The following is a 13,559-nucleotide window of genomic DNA, read 5'->3' as shown; positions in this document are numbered from 1 at the left end:
GGTGCTGCTCCTGGGCGGCTACCTCATCGCCGACAGCCTGCTCGCCCCCGTCATCGACACCCTCATCGAGAAGTAGGGAGACCGCTCATGCTCCGGCCGAAGATCCCCACCAACCCCACCCCGACCGGTGCCGTGATGCCGCTCCCGGTCGAGCCCGCCGCCGGCGTCATCCAGCACATCCCGACCCCCGCGCCCGTCCCGGTGGCTGCGGTGTCGTCCCGGCCCGTGGTGCAGCTCTCCCCGGGCGCTCTGATCGCGCTCGTTGGTGGCGGGACTGCCGTGGTCCTGGTCGTCGGCGCGGTCCTGGTGTCGCTGCTGCTGGCGGTCGCCGTCACTGCGGCATCGGTGGCCGTGTGCGCGGTCGTCTTGCGCTCGATGCTCAACGGCCAGCGTCAGCGCTGACCGGCCCCCGGGGCGGTCTCAACCGCCAAGTATCGCCCGCCCCGGGAGCCGTGCCCCTGCCCGAATCAGAGATCCGGAAGGAACCCTCATCATGACCCACCCCACACCACCCCCGGCACGGATCTGCCCGGCCTGCGACGGCTTCGCCACTGCCGCCATCACCCTCGGCGGACGCGACCGGCACGGCCACCTGCGCACCCTCACCGCTCACTGCCCAACCTGCCGCGGCACCGGCACCCGCTCCACCCGCACCGTCGCCTCGGTTGCCGGGGGCCGCGCGTGACCGTCACCGCGACCCTCGCGGGCCTGGACCCGACCACCCTGACCGACCTGCTGCGGGTGGCCGGGTCCCCGGGCTTCCACCGATGGGAAGACCAGATCCACCGCACCGGCGGCTGCTCCGACCCCATCCACCTGACCGGCTGGACCCTCACCAAAGACAAGGTGAGCGGCGAGACCCTGCACCACTACTCCACCGAACACGAGCCCGGCGGACGGCTCCGTATCGCCTGCGGCAACCGCCGCGCCTCCCGCTGCCCCGCCTGCGCCTGGACCTACGCGGGCGACACCTACCACCTCATCCGCGCGGGCCTGGCTGGGGACCAGCGCCGCGACATCCCCGGCACCGTTCGGGATCACCCCCGGGTCTTCGCCACCCTCACCGCGCCCTCGTTCGGGCGCGTGCACAACCGGCCCGACACCGGCCGCTGCCGCTGCGGCTCCCGGCACCCCGCCGATGACCCGGCACTCGGGACTGCGCTCGACCCGGCCACCTACGACTACGCGGGGGCGGTGCTGTTCAACAACCGCGCCGGGCAGCTGTGGCAGCGCTTCACCAACCGCCTCCGCCGCGAGATCGCCGCCCGCGCCGGCCTCACCCAACGCGCCATGGCAGAGGTCCTGCGCGTCTCCTTCGGCAAGGTCGCCGAGTTCCAAAAGCGCGGCGCCGTCCACTTCCACGCCGTCATCCGCCTCGACGGCCCCGAGGGACCCGACACCGCACCGCCGTCCTGGGCCACCACCCAGTTACTCGAGGACGCCGTCCGGGCCGCCGCCCGCCACTCGTACACCTCGATCACCGTCCCCGCTGCCGGTGACCAACCGGCCCGGACCTTCCGCTGGGGTGCCCAACTCGACGTCCGCCCGGTCAAGGCCTTCGGGGACGGCTCGGACATCACCGAGCAGGCCGTCGCCTCCTACGTCGCCAAGTACGCGACCAAGGCAGCGGAGACCACCGGCACCCTCGACCGCCGCATCGGCGAACTGACGGAGCTCGACCGCCACGGTGTGCCCGACCACGCCCGCCGGCTCATCCAAGCCTGCCGCGACCTGGACGACCTCTACCCCGACCGGCGGCTGTGGGCCTGGGCACACATGCTCGGCTTCCGCGGCCACTTCTCCACCAAATCCCGCGCCTACTCCACCACCCTCGGCGCCCTACGCCAGGAACGCGCCGACTACCGCGCCGCCCAAGAACACGCGGACCTCGGCCTGGAGGACATCGAGCCCGACACCGTCCTGGTCCTGGCCGACTGGCAATACGCCGGCCACGGCCACACCCCCGGCGAATCCGTCCTCGCCGCGTCCATCGCCCGCGACATCCAGCTCAACCGCGACACCGCCCGCGAAGCCCTACGAGACCACCTCGCCCTGGAAGGAACCGCAACATGACGACCGCCACCGCAGAGCTGCTGACCGTGCCGGAAGTCATGGCCCGGCTCAAGCTCGGACGCTCCACTGTCTACGACCTGATCCGCTCGCGCCGCCTGGTCTCCATCACCATCGGCCGTGCCCGACGTATCCCCGCCGACGCGGTACGGGACTTCATCGCTCACGAGACCGAGGAGGCCGCTGCCTGATGCCCGGACAGCGCAAGCGCAACCCCAACGGCGCCGGCACCATCACCAAGCGCAAGGACGGCCGCTACCAAGCCGCCGTCTACGTCCTCCAACCCGACGGCACCCGCGCCCGCAAGTTCGCCTACGGCAAGACATGGGCGGAGTGCGACGCCAAGCGCCGCGAACTGCTCGACAAGGTCGACAGCGGCATTCCCGTGCCGACTCGGTCCGCCAAGCTCGCCGAGTGGCTGCCCTACTGGCTGGAGAACGTGGTCAAGCCGCGCCGCAAGCTCAGTACGTTCGACAAGTACGAGGCACACGTGCGGCTCTACCTCGTGCCCCGACTCGGGTCCAAGCGGCTGGAGTCGCTGAGCGTGGCCGACGTCCGCCGCTTCCTGAACGGCCTGGAGCGCGACACCACCGGCCCAACCGCCAAGGAGTCTCACCGCGTTCTGCGCACGGCGCTCTCGGCGGCCTGCCGTGAGGAGTTGGTGGCCCGGAACGTGGCCGCGCTCGTCGAACCGCCCAGGCCTCGGGCCCGTGAGCTGAGTCCGTGGACGCTGGACGAGACGCTGACCTTCCTCGCCGCCGCGCGCAAGGATCCGCTCTATGCGGCCTTCGTGCTCGCCATCGCCATGGGCCTGCGCCGGGGTGAGATCGTCGGACTTCGCTGGGCGGACGTCGACCTGGACAAGCGCGTCCTTTACGTCCGGCAGCAAGTGCAGCGCCGGCGGGGGGTGCTCTACGACGACGATCCCAAGGGCCGCCGTCGCCGGGCGGTTCCGATGCCCGCGCTGTGCATCGCGCCGCTGCGCTGGCATCGGATGCGGCAGGTTGCTGCCCGTCAGCGTGCGGGGGAGACGTGGCAGGGGAACGGCGGCTACGTCTTCACCACCCGGACCGGCCGGTCGATCGAGCCGCGCAACCTCTACCGCTCGTTCACCCGGGTCGCAGACGGCGCCCGACTCCGCGTCATCCGGCTGCACGACGCTCGGCACGGCTGCGCAACGCTGCTGACCGCGGCCGGCGTGGCTCCGCGCGTGGTGATGGAGATCCTCGGCCACAGTCAGATCAGCATCACCATGGACGTCTACACACACGTCGTGCAGGACACTCAGCGCGAGGCCATCAGCCACATGGACCGGCTGTTGAGGAGGCGTGTCGACCGCGGCTGACCGCCGCCGTTGATGTCGAAAGTGGATGTCAAAGGCCCCGGACCTTGATCGGTCCGGGGCCTTTTCCCTTGTGCCCCAGGCAGGATTCGAACCTGCGACACCCGCTTTAGGAGAGCGGTGCTCTATCCCCTGAGCTACTGAGGCGAAGGCGTGGGACAGCCTAGCGGATGAGGGTCAGGGGTGTGCCGGCGATTGCGCCGGGTGCCGGGGGTGTGTGGCGCTGCGCGAGGGGCGTCAGCCGCAGGGCGGGCCGTCGTCGAGGTCGGCGGCGGTGAGGGCCGCGGTGAGGCGGTCGACGCGGGCGCGGAGGTCGTTGATCTCCTCCAGGTCGAGGCCGGTGGCGGCGGAGATGCGGCGCGGGATCTGGAGGGCCTTGGCGTGCAGCGCGGTGCCGGCGTCGGTGAGGTGGACGGTGACGGAGCGCTCGTCGTCGGTGGAGCGCTCGCGGCGTACGAGACCGGTGGCCTCGAGGCGCTTGAGGAGGGGGGAGAGGGTGCCGGAGTCGAGGCGCAGGTGCTCGCCGATCTTCTTGACCGGCAGGGCGCCGTGTTCCCAGAGCACGAGCATCACCAGGTACTGGGGGTAGGTGAGGCCGAGGTCCTTGAGCACGACGCGGTAGACGCCGCCGAAGGCGCGCGAGGCGGCGTGCAGGGAGAAGCAGATCTGGTTCTCGAGCCGGAGGTGGTCCCCGGCACGGGCGGGCGCGGTGGCGGTCATGGGTCCAGGGTAGCCCGACCGTCCACGTTTTAGTTGTGTGCAACTCAGTTGTGTGCTCTACTTGTGGTCAACGAGATCGCAACCGATCGAAAGAGGACGTTCCATGGACGCGCTGTACACCGCTGTCGCCACCGCCAACGGCCGTGACGGGCGCGCCGTCAGCTCCGACGGCCAGCTCGACCTGGCGCTGGCCATGCCGCCGGCGCTCGGTGGCAACGGACAGGGCACCAACCCCGAGCAGCTCTTCGCCGCCGGCTACGCCGCGTGCTTCGCCAGCGCCCTCGCCCTGGTCGGGCGGCAGGCGAAGGTGGACACCAGCGAGATCTCCGTGACCGCCGAGGTGACCATCGGCAAGGACGACACGAGCTTCGGTCTGGCGGTCGTGCTCCGCGCCGAGCTGCCGTCGGAGCTGGAGAACGAGACCGGCCGCACCCTGATCGAGCAGGCCCACCAGGTCTGCCCCTACTCCAAGGCGACCCGGGGCAACATCCCGGTCGAGCTCGTCGTGGAGTAGGCATTGGCAGGAGCGGAAGGGCCCCGGACGCGCGGTAGCGTCCGGGGCCCTTCCCGTGCGTGCAGGACCGGACGGCCCGGGAGGCCCCTCAAGGGCTGCCGGAGCCACCCGCATTGATTGTGACTCAGCTCACAGGCGGCCGTGAAATATCCGGGGAACGGCTCCCCGTTTACACCTACGTCGCACAAACGGGGACTCGCTCCCCGGAACCGAGCGCCACCGAGAGACAGAGAGGAGTACCCGTCATGGCAGTCGTCGCCACGAAGCTCCGCGCGGACGCCACGCGCAACCGCGAGCGGATCATCGTCGCCGCCCGCGAGGTGCTCCTCGAGCACGGTACCGACGCCCCGCTCGACGAGATAGCCAAGCGGGCAGGTGTGGGCAACGCCACCGTCTACCGGCACTTCGCGGACCGCCAGGAGCTCGCGCTCCAGGTGGCCCTGTCGGTGACGGACAGGATCACCCGGCGGGCCGAGGAGGCACTGGCGCAGGAGCCGGACGCCTTCGACGCGCTGCGCCGTTTCGTGCACGAGGCGGCCGACGAGCGCGTGGGCGCGCTGTGCCCGATGCTCTCCACCGGATTCGGCAAGGGGGACCCGCGGCTCGAGGAGAGCCGCATACGCTTGGAGCACGCGATCGAGGAGCTGATGGCCGCCGGGCGGCGGTCCGGACGGCTCCGCGCCGACATCGACGTCGGCGACGTGATGGTGGCCGTCAGCCAGCTGACGCGGCCGCTGCCCGGTAAGCACTGCGGCAGCATGGAGCGCTTCATCCGCCGTCATCTGCAGTTGTTCGTGGACGGCCTGGAGGCGCCGGCGCGCTCCGAACTCCCAGGTGACTCCGCCACTTTCGAGGACCTTCGGCAATGTCGCTGAGTTCCGCCTGCCGAACGGGCGCCCCCGCGTAATTCACTCGCCCACAACATTTCCGTTACGTACTGTATGTCCTCTTCGTCTTCAATGTCGTCATCTCTTCGTCCCGTTAGTGAGTTCATCCATGCCTGATCTGGCACACGCCCAGCGCTGGAAGGCGCTGGCCTTCATCGCGATAGCCCAGCTGATGGTCGTCCTCGACGGCACCATCGTGAACATCGCCCTGCCCTCCGCCCAGACCGACCTGGGCATCTCCGACGCCAACAAGCAGTGGGTCATCACGGCCTACGCACTGGTCTTCGGCGGCCTGCTGCTCTTCGGCGGACGCATCGCCGACCTGTGGGGCCGCCGCCGCACCTTCGTCACCGGCCTGATCGGCTTCGCGGCTGCCTCCGCGATCGGCGGCGCCGCGGCCAACGAGGGGGTGCTCTTCGGTGCCCGCGCGCTGCAGGGTGCCTTCGGCGCGCTGCTCGCGCCGGCCGCGCTGTCGCTCCTCGCGGTGATGTTCACCGAGGCCAAGGAGCGCGCCAAGGCGTTCGGCATCTACGGCGCCATCGCCGGTGGTGGCGGTGCCGTCGGCCTGATCCTCGGTGGTGTGCTCACCGAGTACCTGGACTGGCGCTGGACGTTCTTCGTCAACATCCCCTTCGCCGCCGTCGCCGCGTTCGGTGCCATGCGCTTCGTCCACGAGCCCGCCGGCAGCCGCAACAGCAGCGGCCTGGACATCCCCGGCGTCGTGCTGGCCACCGCCGGTCTGGTCTCGCTGGTCTACGGCTTCACCCGCGCCGAGACCCACGGCTGGAGCGAGGGCACCACGATCGGCCTGTTCGTGGCCTCGGTCGTGCTGCTGGTCGCGTTCGTGGTCGTCGAGGCCCGCGTGAAGGCCCCGCTGCTGCCGCTGCGCGTGGTGACCGACCGCAACCGCGGTGGCGTCTACCTCTCGCTGGGTCTGGCCATCATCGCGATGTTCGGCCTGTTCCTCTTCCTCACCTACTACCTGCAGGTCGTCCAGGGCTACTCCGCGCTGAAGACCGGCTTCGCCTTCCTCCCGATGATCGCGGGCATGATCGCCGGTTCCACGCAGATCGGCGCGCGCCTGATGACCCGCGTCCGTCCGCGCCTGCTGATGACCCCGGGCTTCCTGGTGGCGGGTCTGGGCATGCTGCTGCTGACCCAGCTGTCGGTCGACAGCTCGTACGCGGGCCTGGTCCTGCCGGCCGAGATCCTGCTCGGCCTCGGCATGGGTACGGCCTTCATGCCGGCCATGAGCCTGGCCACGCACGGTGTCGAGCCGCGTGACGCGGGTGTCGCCTCCGCCATGGTCAACACCTCGCAGCAGGTCGGCGGTGCCATCGGTACGGCGCTGCTGAACACCATCGCGGCCAGCGCCACCACCACGTGGGTCGCCGCACACGCTGCCGAGGCCCGTACGCTCGGCAAGCAGGGCTTCGTCAACGCCGCGGCCGTGCACGGCTACTCCACCGCCATCTGGTGGGCGGTCGGCATCCTGGCCCTGTCCGCGATCATCGCCTTCACCTTCATCACCACCAGCGGTGGCGGCGGTGTGGTTGCGGCGTCCGGCAGCAAGGACGCCGAGGGCGCCGAGGAGGTCGCCGTCCCGGTGATCGCCCACTGACGGACGCGTCGACGACGACGGCACGCCGGAGACGGCGAGTACGGCGAAGGGCCCCGCTTCATGGGAGGAAGCGGGGCCCTTCGCGTTGCGGAGACTACCGGCCGAACTGCACGGACCGTTTGGCCAGGCCCATCCAGAAGCCGTCGATGACGCTGCGCTGGGTGCCGAGGTCGTCCTCGGCCGCGCCCATCGTGACGAAGAGCGGCGCGAAGTGCTCGGTCCTGGGGTGGGCGAGCCGCCCGGCGGGGGACTTGTGCTCGAAGTCCAGCAGGGCGTCCACGTCCTGCCCGTCCAGCGCGCGGTGCCCCCAGTCGTCGAACTCCGCCGACCAACCCGGCACCCCACCGGCGTGCCGCAGCGCGGCCAGGTTGTGGGTGAAGAAGCCGCTGCCGACGATCAGCACGCCCTCGTCGCGCAGCGGGGCGAGCCTGCGCCCGATATCCATGAGTTCCCGCGGGTCGAGGGTGGGCATCGAGACCTGCAGTACGGGGACGTCGGCGTCCGGGTACATCTCCACGAGCGGGACGTACGCCCCGTGGTCCAGGCCGCGGTCGGGGATGTCCTGGACGGGAGTGCCCGCGCCGCGCAGCAGCTTGCGCACGGAGTCGGCCAGCGCGGGCGCGCCCGGGGCCGCGTACCGCACCTCGTAGTAGTGGCGGGGGAAGCCCCAGAAGTCGTACACGAGCGGGACCGTGGTGGTGGCGCCGAGGGCGAGCGGGGCCTCCTCCCAGTGCGCGGAGACCATGAGGACCGCCGTGGGGCGGGGGAGCCCGGCGGACCAGGCGGCCAGTTCGCCGGGCCACACCGGGTCGTCGGCGAGCGGCGGGGCGCCGTGCGAGAGGTACAGGGCGGGCATGCGCATGGGGCCTCCTCAGGCCGGGAGGTCGAGGGTGTGGTGGGTGTGCTCGGCCTTGGCGCGCAGGTAGCGCACGTTGTCCTCGGACAGGTGGACCCCGGTAGGAACCCGCTCGGTGATCGTGACGCCCAGCGCGGACAGCTGCGCCGCCTTGTCGGGGTTGTTGCTGAGCAGGCGGACGGCGTCGACGCCGAGGGCGCCGAGCATCTGGGCGGCGGCGGTGTAGTCGCGTTCGTCGTCGAGGCGGCCGAGGGCGCGGTTGGCGGCGTAGGTGTCCAGGCCCTCGTCCTGGAGGGCGTACGCGTCGAGCTTGGCGTACAGGCCGATGCCGCGGCCTTCCTGGCGCAGGTAGAGCAGGTAGCCGCCGGTCTCGGCGATGCGCTGCACGGCCTCGCGCAGCTGGGGGCCGCAGTCGCAGCGCGCGGAGCCGAAGACGTCGCCCGTCAGGCACTCGGAGTGGGGGCGGACCAGTGGGGACGTCGCGCCCTCGTGAGGGCCGAGGCCGAGCGCGAGGTGCTCCTTGCCGTCGGCGAGGCCGGTGAAGGTGAAGACGTCGGCCGGGGTCGTCGAGCCGTCGGGGAAGGTCAGGGGGATCCGCACCCGGGTGCGGATGGCCGCGCGCGATGGGGCGGGGGCTGCGTCCGGTGCGGTCGGGGTCGTCATACGGCTCCCTCGCCTGAAGATTTCCTTGAAGTTTCAAGCTGGCAAGGGGGAACGTACCGGCGATTGCTTGAAAGTTCAAGGTCGAATTCGTAGGCTGGGAGGATGACGACGAGAGCCCCCGAACCCCGCTGGCTGAGCGAGGAGGAGCAGCGCGCCTGGCGCGCGTACATGGCGTCCACCCAGTTGATCTCGGACGCACTCGACCGGCAGCTCCAGCGCGACGCGCGGATGCCCCACGCGTACTACTCGCTGCTGGTGTGGCTCTCGGAGACCCCCGACCGCCGGATGCGCATGACGGAGCTGGCCGAACGCTCGAAGATTACGCGCAGCCGGCTCTCCCACGCCATCTCCCGCCTGGAGGAGAACGGCTGGGTCCGTCGCGAGAACTGCCCCTCCGACCGGCGCGGCCAGCTCGCGGTCCTCACCGACGAGGGCTTCGCCGCGCTCGCGGCGGCCGCTCCGGGCCATGTGGAGGCGGTGCGCGGGGCGATCTTCGACCGGCTCTCGGAGGAGCAGGTGCGCCAGCTCGGCGAGATCTGCCGGGTCATCGCCGAGGGGCTGCAGCCGCAGAACGGAGCGGTGGACCTTCCCTGGCTGCGCTGAGCGCGCGCCGGTTCAGGTCAGGTCCTTCTCGTACCAGGCGACGTCCCAGTAGCGGCCGAACTTCCGGCCGACCTCGCGGTAGACGCCCAGCGGGCGGAAGCCGAAGCGGGTGTGCAGGCGGACGGACGCCTCGTTGGGCTGCGCGATCCCGGCGTACGCGCGGTGCAGGTCCTCGCCCCGCAGGGCCTCGAAGAGCGCCGTGTAGAGCAGGGTGCCGACGCCGCGGCCCCCGGCCTCCGGGGCGCAGTACACGGAGGTCTCCACGGAGGTGGAGTACGCGGCCTTCGGGCGGAACGGGCTGCTCGTGGCGTATCCGAGCAGTGCGTTCGTACCGTCCTGTTGCGTCCCGTGGGCAACCAAAAGGCGGTGTGGTCCGTCTTCCGGGTGGGAGAGCAGCCAAGGGTGGCGCTGTTCCGGGGAGAAAGGCTCCAGGTCGAATGTGACCGGTGTCTCACGGACGTAGTGGTTGTAGAGGTCGGTGAGGGCCTGCAGGTCCTCTTCCCCACCCGGCCTGACCTGCACTTCGACGGACTCGGGCAATGATCCACCTCCGGCTGTGGCCGGACAGGGTACTGCAAGATCGTAAAAAACGGGGCGGCGCTTGGGAATTGTGTCCGGATTCCAGTCGTTATCTCTTTTCGAGTGGGCAGCCGAAAGGCACGCGTGAAGCTGCTGGAGGGGCAGCTCACTCGATCCGACACCCGACCGAACCTTCGCAAGGGAGCACGCATGGCAACCCGTGCCGTCGCCCGCAGCACCACCGGCGGGAACAGCAGCGCTCGCGCAGGCCACGGCGAGATGGCCGACCGCGACCTCGTCGGCATGTACCTCGACGAGATCGCGCGCACGCCGCTGCTCGACGCCGCGCAGGAAGTCGAGCTTTCCAGGGCGATCGAGGCCGGCGTCTACGCCGAGCAGCTCCTCGCGGGCGAGGAGCTGGGTCAGGGAGCGGACGCCGACCGAGAGGAACTGGAGACGATAGCCGCCGCGGGTGCGCGGGCCAAGGACGTCTTCATCCGTTCCAACCTGCGCCTGGTCGTCGCCGTCGCGCGACGCTATCCGCGCAGCGGCCTGCCGCTGCTCGACCTCATCCAGGAAGGCAACGCAGGCCTGGTACGCGCCGTCGAGAAGTTCGACTACACCAAGGGCTTCAAGTTCTCCACGTACGCGACGTGGTGGATCCGTCAGGCGATCACCCGGTCCATCGCGGACCAGTCGCGCACCATCCGGCTCCCCGTCCACCTGGTGGAGGAGCTGGGGCGGGTGCGCCGGGTGCAGCGCGAGTTCAACCGCGAGCACGGGCGTGACCCGGAGCCCGCGGAGATCGCGGCCGAGCTCGGCTCCACCCCGGAACGGATCTCCGACGTCCTGGACTGGGCGCGCGACCCCGTGAGCCTGAACATGTCGGTGGATGACGAGGGCGAGACCCAGTTCGGCGATCTCGTCGAGGACACGTCGGCGGCCTCGCCGGAGGACTCCGTACTCGTCATGCTGCGGCGTGAGGAACTGGAGGATCTGATCGACCGGCTCGACGACCGGACGGCGTCCATCATCCGGGCGCGGTACGGGATCGTGGACGGCCGTGAGCGCACGCTGACCGAGGTCGGCAAGCAGCACGGGCTGACGCGTGAGCGGATCCGGCAGATCGAGAAGCACGCGCTGGCGGACCTCAAGCGCATGGCGCGCGCAACCGGGCTGTCCATCGAGGCGGCCTGACGTCAGGCGGGCGCCGCTGCAGGCGCCCGCGCCACCACAGACTCGAGCCCCGGCGCCACCCCCCTGTGCCGGGGCTCGACCCTTTCCCCGGCCGGCCCGGTCGTGCGTCGCCTGCGTGCGTACGGCCGGGCCTTCGTCGCGGCCGGGCGTGTGGACGGCCCCGTACCCTGGACGGCATGAGCAGCACCCCCGACCCCGCTACGGGGCCCGCCGCGGCCCCGGCCCCGCAAGCGCCGCGCGAGCACGTGCCGGCGCTGGTCTTCGACGACCCGCTGGACCGGCAGTCGTCCGATGACACCGACACCGGGTGGGGCGAGCGCCCCGGCCAGGGTGGTGCGGGAGATCTCGCGCGCTTCCTCGACGAGAAGCCCCCGCACCACATCTGAGGCGGACGGTCGCTACGGATGCGTCCGGTTGGTACCGCTGTGGCCGTAGGGGGAGGGGATGCCGGGGCCGCCGCCGTGGCCCTGCTGCTGGCGGGCCAGCAGGTCGCGTATCTCGGTCAGCAGCTCCAGCTCCGTCGGGCCGGCCACCGCCGTTTCCTTGCCCTCCTTGCGCCGCTCGTTGAGCTTGTTCATCGGCAGGATCAGCAGGAAGTACACGACCGCGGCCGTGATGAGGAACGTCAGTGCCGCGCCGGCGACCGCGCCCCAGAGGAGGCCCACACCCTTCGTGAGCTCGCCGTTGACGACGGTGCAGGGCGACTCGATGCAGAGGGTGTAGCCGTCGAGGTTCTTGGTGCCGATGGCACCGATCACCGGATTGATGAGGCCCTTCACGAACGCGTCGACGATCTTGCTGAACGCGGCGCCGACGACGACCGCCACAGCGAGCTCGACGACGTTGCCACGCAGCAGGAAGGCTTTGAAGCCCTTCAAGGGACGATTTCCTTTCGAAGAACGACCGTGCAGTTCGGCCCGGGGGACCCGTGGGGCCTGGTGGTGTCCGCCGGGCGCCGCCGGCGTGGGGGCCGGCGGTGACGGAGGTGGGTGAGCGGTTCGGCCTCCGAGGGTAAGGGGTGGCGCCACGGGCCTCCCCGCCGGTTGCCTTTCTCACGGAGTGCGGCTATCGCAGTGCCACCGCCAGGGGCGAGGTGGCCGCGGCGCCGGACAGCGCGGCCGCCGTCCGGCGCGGGACCGACAGCACGATGAGCGCACCGCCCCCGAACCCGCCCCCGTCCACGCTCGTCGCCCCGCCACCCGGGACGCCGTCGGCGGGGGAGGGCACGGCCACCACGGGCGCCCCGCGGGCCACCACGCGTGCCGCCGCGAGGATGTCCACCCGGTCACCGGGCCGCACCAGCCCGGCCGCCGCAGCGTCCGCGATGCGTACCGGCGCCCGCACCATGTCCCGCGCCGCCGCGGCGGGCGCCGGAGCGGGGACCTCCCGCCCGGCCCGGCCGTGCTGCTGATCCGTACGGGGCGCCGCGGCGGCCAGCGCGGCCGCGGTCATCGCCAGGCCCGCGGCCATCATCCGCCGCCGGCGGCGCAGCGCGCGCCGCAACCGGTGCCGGCCGCCACCCGCCCTGATCGGTGCGAACACCGGAACCGCGCACGTGGCGGGCGCCCCCGCCCCCGCGCCCGCCGGCGGCACCGGCACCTCGCCGCCGTCCGTCCACAGCGCGCAGCCACCGCTGTCCACCATCTCGACCACCCCCGTCATCGGGCCTTCGTCCACCGGCGCATCCGGCCTGGCAGGACCACCATGACGCATCGCGGCGCGGCCCCTCGGCGGCCTGTGGAGTACCGACCGGTTGTGGATAACTCGGTAACCCGTTCGAGGGGATGGGCCGGGCGGGTCTGGCGGCGCGGCGCCCGCGGTGGTGTGCTTGCTGGTAACGAACCGAAGCGTCCGAGCCCGAGAGCGGGAGGTGGTCGACGTGCCCAGGCAGTCATTGCGCGACGGCCCGTCCGAGAGGTCGAGAGCCCATCCGGGGGACGTCAGCCGTCGCGTCGCGCAGCGGCGGGAACAACTGGGGCTCAGCCGCGAGGAAGTGGCCGCCAAGGCCGGTATGACGCCGAGCTACGTGCGGTACGTGGAAGAGCAGTGCCATCACACCATCGGGACCAACGCCCTGCTCCGGCTCGCGGGGGCGCTGCGGACCACCGCCAGCCACCTCCTGGGGGGCGACGCCGAGCACGTCCCCGGGGAGACGGAGGCCGCAGGCCCGCCGGTGATGGAGGAACTGCTGTCGCAGGAGTGCTGGACCCGGCTGTCCGGCCATGACGTCGGCAGGATCGCGCTCACCACCGGCGGCGGCCACCCCGCGGTCGTCCCGGTGAACTACGCGGTCGTCGACGGGGCGATCGTCTACCGCACGGCCGCGGGCGCACCCCCGTCCCTCGCCCAGGGCAGCGAGGTCGCCTTCGAGGTCGATCAGCTCGACGCCTGCCTCAGCGCGGGATGGAGCGTGCTCGTCCTCGGGGTCGCCGAGCACGTCGTCGATCCTGAGGATGCTCGCGTCCTGGAGGCCCACCCCGGCCCGTGGTCCGGGGGTGAGGACGATCTGTGGATACGCATCGTCCCCACCCACATCACGGGCAGCCTCATACGCACGGTGTAGCGCG

18 protein-coding genes and 1 tRNA gene are annotated in these 13,559 nt (G+C 71.3%); 12 read left to right on the top strand and 7 right to left on the bottom strand.

Annotated features, from left to right (window positions below; translation table 11 throughout):
* Positions 1–87 precede the first annotated feature (87 nt).
* The 5 genes from ACFYYN_RS21485 to ACFYYN_RS21465 all read left to right on the top strand — a co-directional run bounded on the left by ACFYYN_RS21485 (position 88) and on the right by ACFYYN_RS21465 (position 3,415).
* Entirely contained in the window at positions 88–402 is a 315-nt protein-coding gene (locus ACFYYN_RS21485; RefSeq protein WP_500547097.1) for a SpdD-like protein, read from the top strand.
* 91 nt (positions 403–493) lie between these two features.
* On the top strand, positions 494–685 hold the full coding sequence (locus ACFYYN_RS21480) for a hypothetical protein (RefSeq protein WP_500547096.1): 192 nt from the start codon (positions 494–496) through the stop codon (positions 683–685).
* Positions 682–2,073, top strand: a complete 1,392-nt coding sequence (gene repSA, locus ACFYYN_RS21475) for a replication initiator protein RepSA (RefSeq protein WP_500547095.1) — start codon at positions 682–684, stop codon at positions 2,071–2,073. The genes ACFYYN_RS21480 and repSA overlap by 4 nt, the downstream gene beginning before the upstream one ends.
* Positions 2,070–2,261: a helix-turn-helix domain-containing protein gene (locus ACFYYN_RS21470; RefSeq protein WP_500547094.1), complete on the top strand. Its 192-nt coding sequence runs from the start codon at positions 2,070–2,072 to the stop codon at positions 2,259–2,261. Before repSA ends, ACFYYN_RS21470 begins: the two co-directional genes overlap by 4 nt.
* Positions 2,261–3,415 carry a tyrosine-type recombinase/integrase gene (locus ACFYYN_RS21465; RefSeq protein WP_500547093.1) on the top strand — a complete coding sequence of 385 codons (1,155 nt, stop codon included), beginning with the start codon at positions 2,261–2,263 and terminating at the stop codon, positions 3,413–3,415. The genes ACFYYN_RS21470 and ACFYYN_RS21465 overlap by 1 nt, the downstream gene beginning before the upstream one ends.
* A gap of 71 nt (positions 3,416–3,486) precedes the next feature.
* Here ACFYYN_RS21465 and ACFYYN_RS21460 read toward each other — a convergent pair.
* Together ACFYYN_RS21460 and ACFYYN_RS21455 are read right to left on the bottom strand one after the other, a co-directional pair.
* Positions 3,487–3,559: transfer RNA gene (locus ACFYYN_RS21460), tRNA-Arg, on the bottom strand.
* A 90-nt stretch (positions 3,560–3,649) separates the two neighbouring features.
* Positions 3,650–4,132, bottom strand: coding sequence for a MarR family winged helix-turn-helix transcriptional regulator (locus ACFYYN_RS21455; RefSeq protein WP_500360117.1), 483 nt, complete (start codon positions 4,130–4,132; stop codon positions 3,650–3,652).
* Positions 4,133–4,235: 103 nt separating this feature from the next.
* Between ACFYYN_RS21455 and ACFYYN_RS21450 the strand changes: the two genes are divergently transcribed.
* From ACFYYN_RS21450 to ACFYYN_RS21440, 3 genes are all read left to right on the top strand, one after another.
* Entirely contained in the window at positions 4,236–4,646 is a 411-nt protein-coding gene (locus tag ACFYYN_RS21450; RefSeq protein WP_499512347.1) for an organic hydroperoxide resistance protein, read from the top strand.
* A 245-nt stretch (positions 4,647–4,891) separates the two neighbouring features.
* Positions 4,892–5,521: a TetR/AcrR family transcriptional regulator gene (locus ACFYYN_RS21445; protein WP_499512346.1), complete on the top strand. Its 630-nt coding sequence runs from the start codon at positions 4,892–4,894 to the stop codon at positions 5,519–5,521.
* A gap of 121 nt (positions 5,522–5,642) precedes the next feature.
* Entirely contained in the window at positions 5,643–7,154 is a 1,512-nt protein-coding gene (locus tag ACFYYN_RS21440; RefSeq protein WP_500547092.1) for an MFS transporter, read from the top strand.
* A gap of 94 nt (positions 7,155–7,248) precedes the next feature.
* On the opposite strand, the gene ACFYYN_RS21435 is transcribed toward ACFYYN_RS21440, so the two are convergent.
* Positions 7,249–8,016, bottom strand: coding sequence for a dioxygenase family protein (locus ACFYYN_RS21435; protein WP_500332299.1), 768 nt, complete (start codon positions 8,014–8,016; stop codon positions 7,249–7,251).
* A gap of 9 nt (positions 8,017–8,025) precedes the next feature.
* Entirely contained in the window at positions 8,026–8,673 is a 648-nt protein-coding gene (locus ACFYYN_RS21430) for a GTP cyclohydrolase II (RefSeq protein WP_500547091.1), read from the bottom strand.
* Between the two features lie 102 nt (positions 8,674–8,775).
* On the opposite strand from ACFYYN_RS21430, the gene ACFYYN_RS21425 reads away from it, so the two are divergent.
* On the top strand, positions 8,776–9,276 hold the full coding sequence (locus ACFYYN_RS21425; protein WP_499512342.1) for a MarR family winged helix-turn-helix transcriptional regulator: 501 nt from the start codon (positions 8,776–8,778) through the stop codon (positions 9,274–9,276).
* A 12-nt stretch (positions 9,277–9,288) separates the two neighbouring features.
* On the opposite strand, the gene ACFYYN_RS21420 is transcribed toward ACFYYN_RS21425, so the two are convergent.
* On the bottom strand, positions 9,289–9,816 hold the full coding sequence (locus ACFYYN_RS21420; RefSeq protein WP_500547090.1) for a GNAT family N-acetyltransferase: 528 nt from the start codon (positions 9,814–9,816) through the stop codon (positions 9,289–9,291).
* Positions 9,817–10,005: 189 nt separating this feature from the next.
* Between ACFYYN_RS21420 and ACFYYN_RS21415 the strand changes: the two genes are divergently transcribed.
* The gene (locus ACFYYN_RS21415) at positions 10,006–10,992 is read left to right on the top strand and encodes a sigma-70 family RNA polymerase sigma factor (protein WP_499512340.1); all 987 of its coding nucleotides are present in this window, start codon (positions 10,006–10,008) and stop codon (positions 10,990–10,992) included.
* Positions 10,993–11,168: 176 nt separating this feature from the next.
* Positions 11,169–11,378: a hypothetical protein gene (locus ACFYYN_RS21410; RefSeq protein ID WP_499512339.1), complete on the top strand. Its 210-nt coding sequence runs from the start codon at positions 11,169–11,171 to the stop codon at positions 11,376–11,378.
* 12 nt (positions 11,379–11,390) lie between these two features.
* On the opposite strand, the gene mscL is transcribed toward ACFYYN_RS21410, so the two are convergent.
* Together mscL and ACFYYN_RS21400 are read right to left on the bottom strand one after the other, a co-directional pair.
* The gene (gene mscL / locus ACFYYN_RS21405; protein ID WP_500547089.1) at positions 11,391–11,870 is read right to left on the bottom strand and encodes a large conductance mechanosensitive channel protein MscL; all 480 of its coding nucleotides are present in this window, start codon (positions 11,868–11,870) and stop codon (positions 11,391–11,393) included.
* Positions 11,871–12,057: 187 nt separating this feature from the next.
* Positions 12,058–12,669, bottom strand: coding sequence for a hypothetical protein (locus tag ACFYYN_RS21400; protein WP_500547088.1), 612 nt, complete (start codon positions 12,667–12,669; stop codon positions 12,058–12,060).
* A 202-nt stretch (positions 12,670–12,871) separates the two neighbouring features.
* Between ACFYYN_RS21400 and ACFYYN_RS21395 the strand changes: the two genes are divergently transcribed.
* Entirely contained in the window at positions 12,872–13,555 is a 684-nt protein-coding gene (locus tag ACFYYN_RS21395) for a helix-turn-helix domain-containing protein (protein WP_500328915.1), read from the top strand.
* Positions 13,556–13,559 lie beyond the last annotated feature (4 nt).

Source organism: Streptomyces sp. NPDC001902, from assembly GCF_042891295.1.
GTDB lineage: Bacteria > Actinomycetota > Actinomycetes > Streptomycetales > Streptomycetaceae > Actinacidiphila.
This window is presented reverse-complemented; position numbering and strand designations above follow the sequence as displayed.

Bases quoted from the DNA above. Each gene is read 5' to 3' on its own strand.
- ACFYYN_RS21485 (WP_500547097.1), top strand. From the start codon at position 88: ATGCTCCGGCCGAAGATCCCCACCAACCCCACCCCGACCGGTGCCGTG.
- ACFYYN_RS21480 (WP_500547096.1), top strand. From the start codon at position 494: ATGACCCACCCCACACCACCCCCGGCACGGATCTGCCCGGCCTGCGAC.
- ACFYYN_RS21470 (WP_500547094.1), top strand. From the start codon at position 2,070: ATGACGACCGCCACCGCAGAGCTGCTGACCGTGCCGGAAGTCATGGCC.
- ACFYYN_RS21465 (WP_500547093.1), top strand. From the start codon at position 2,261: ATGCCCGGACAGCGCAAGCGCAACCCCAACGGCGCCGGCACCATCACC.
- ACFYYN_RS21455 (WP_500360117.1), bottom strand. From the start codon at position 4,132: ATGACCGCCACCGCGCCCGCCCGTGCCGGGGACCACCTCCGGCTCGAG.
- ACFYYN_RS21450 (WP_499512347.1), top strand. From the start codon at position 4,236: ATGGACGCGCTGTACACCGCTGTCGCCACCGCCAACGGCCGTGACGGG.
- ACFYYN_RS21445 (WP_499512346.1), top strand. From the start codon at position 4,892: ATGGCAGTCGTCGCCACGAAGCTCCGCGCGGACGCCACGCGCAACCGC.
- ACFYYN_RS21440 (WP_500547092.1), top strand. From the start codon at position 5,643: ATGCCTGATCTGGCACACGCCCAGCGCTGGAAGGCGCTGGCCTTCATC.
- ACFYYN_RS21435 (WP_500332299.1), bottom strand. From the start codon at position 8,016: ATGCGCATGCCCGCCCTGTACCTCTCGCACGGCGCCCCGCCGCTCGCC.
- ACFYYN_RS21430 (WP_500547091.1), bottom strand. From the start codon at position 8,673: ATGACGACCCCGACCGCACCGGACGCAGCCCCCGCCCCATCGCGCGCG.
- ACFYYN_RS21425 (WP_499512342.1), top strand. From the start codon at position 8,776: ATGACGACGAGAGCCCCCGAACCCCGCTGGCTGAGCGAGGAGGAGCAG.
- ACFYYN_RS21415 (WP_499512340.1), top strand. From the start codon at position 10,006: ATGGCAACCCGTGCCGTCGCCCGCAGCACCACCGGCGGGAACAGCAGC.
- ACFYYN_RS21410 (WP_499512339.1), top strand. From the start codon at position 11,169: ATGAGCAGCACCCCCGACCCCGCTACGGGGCCCGCCGCGGCCCCGGCC.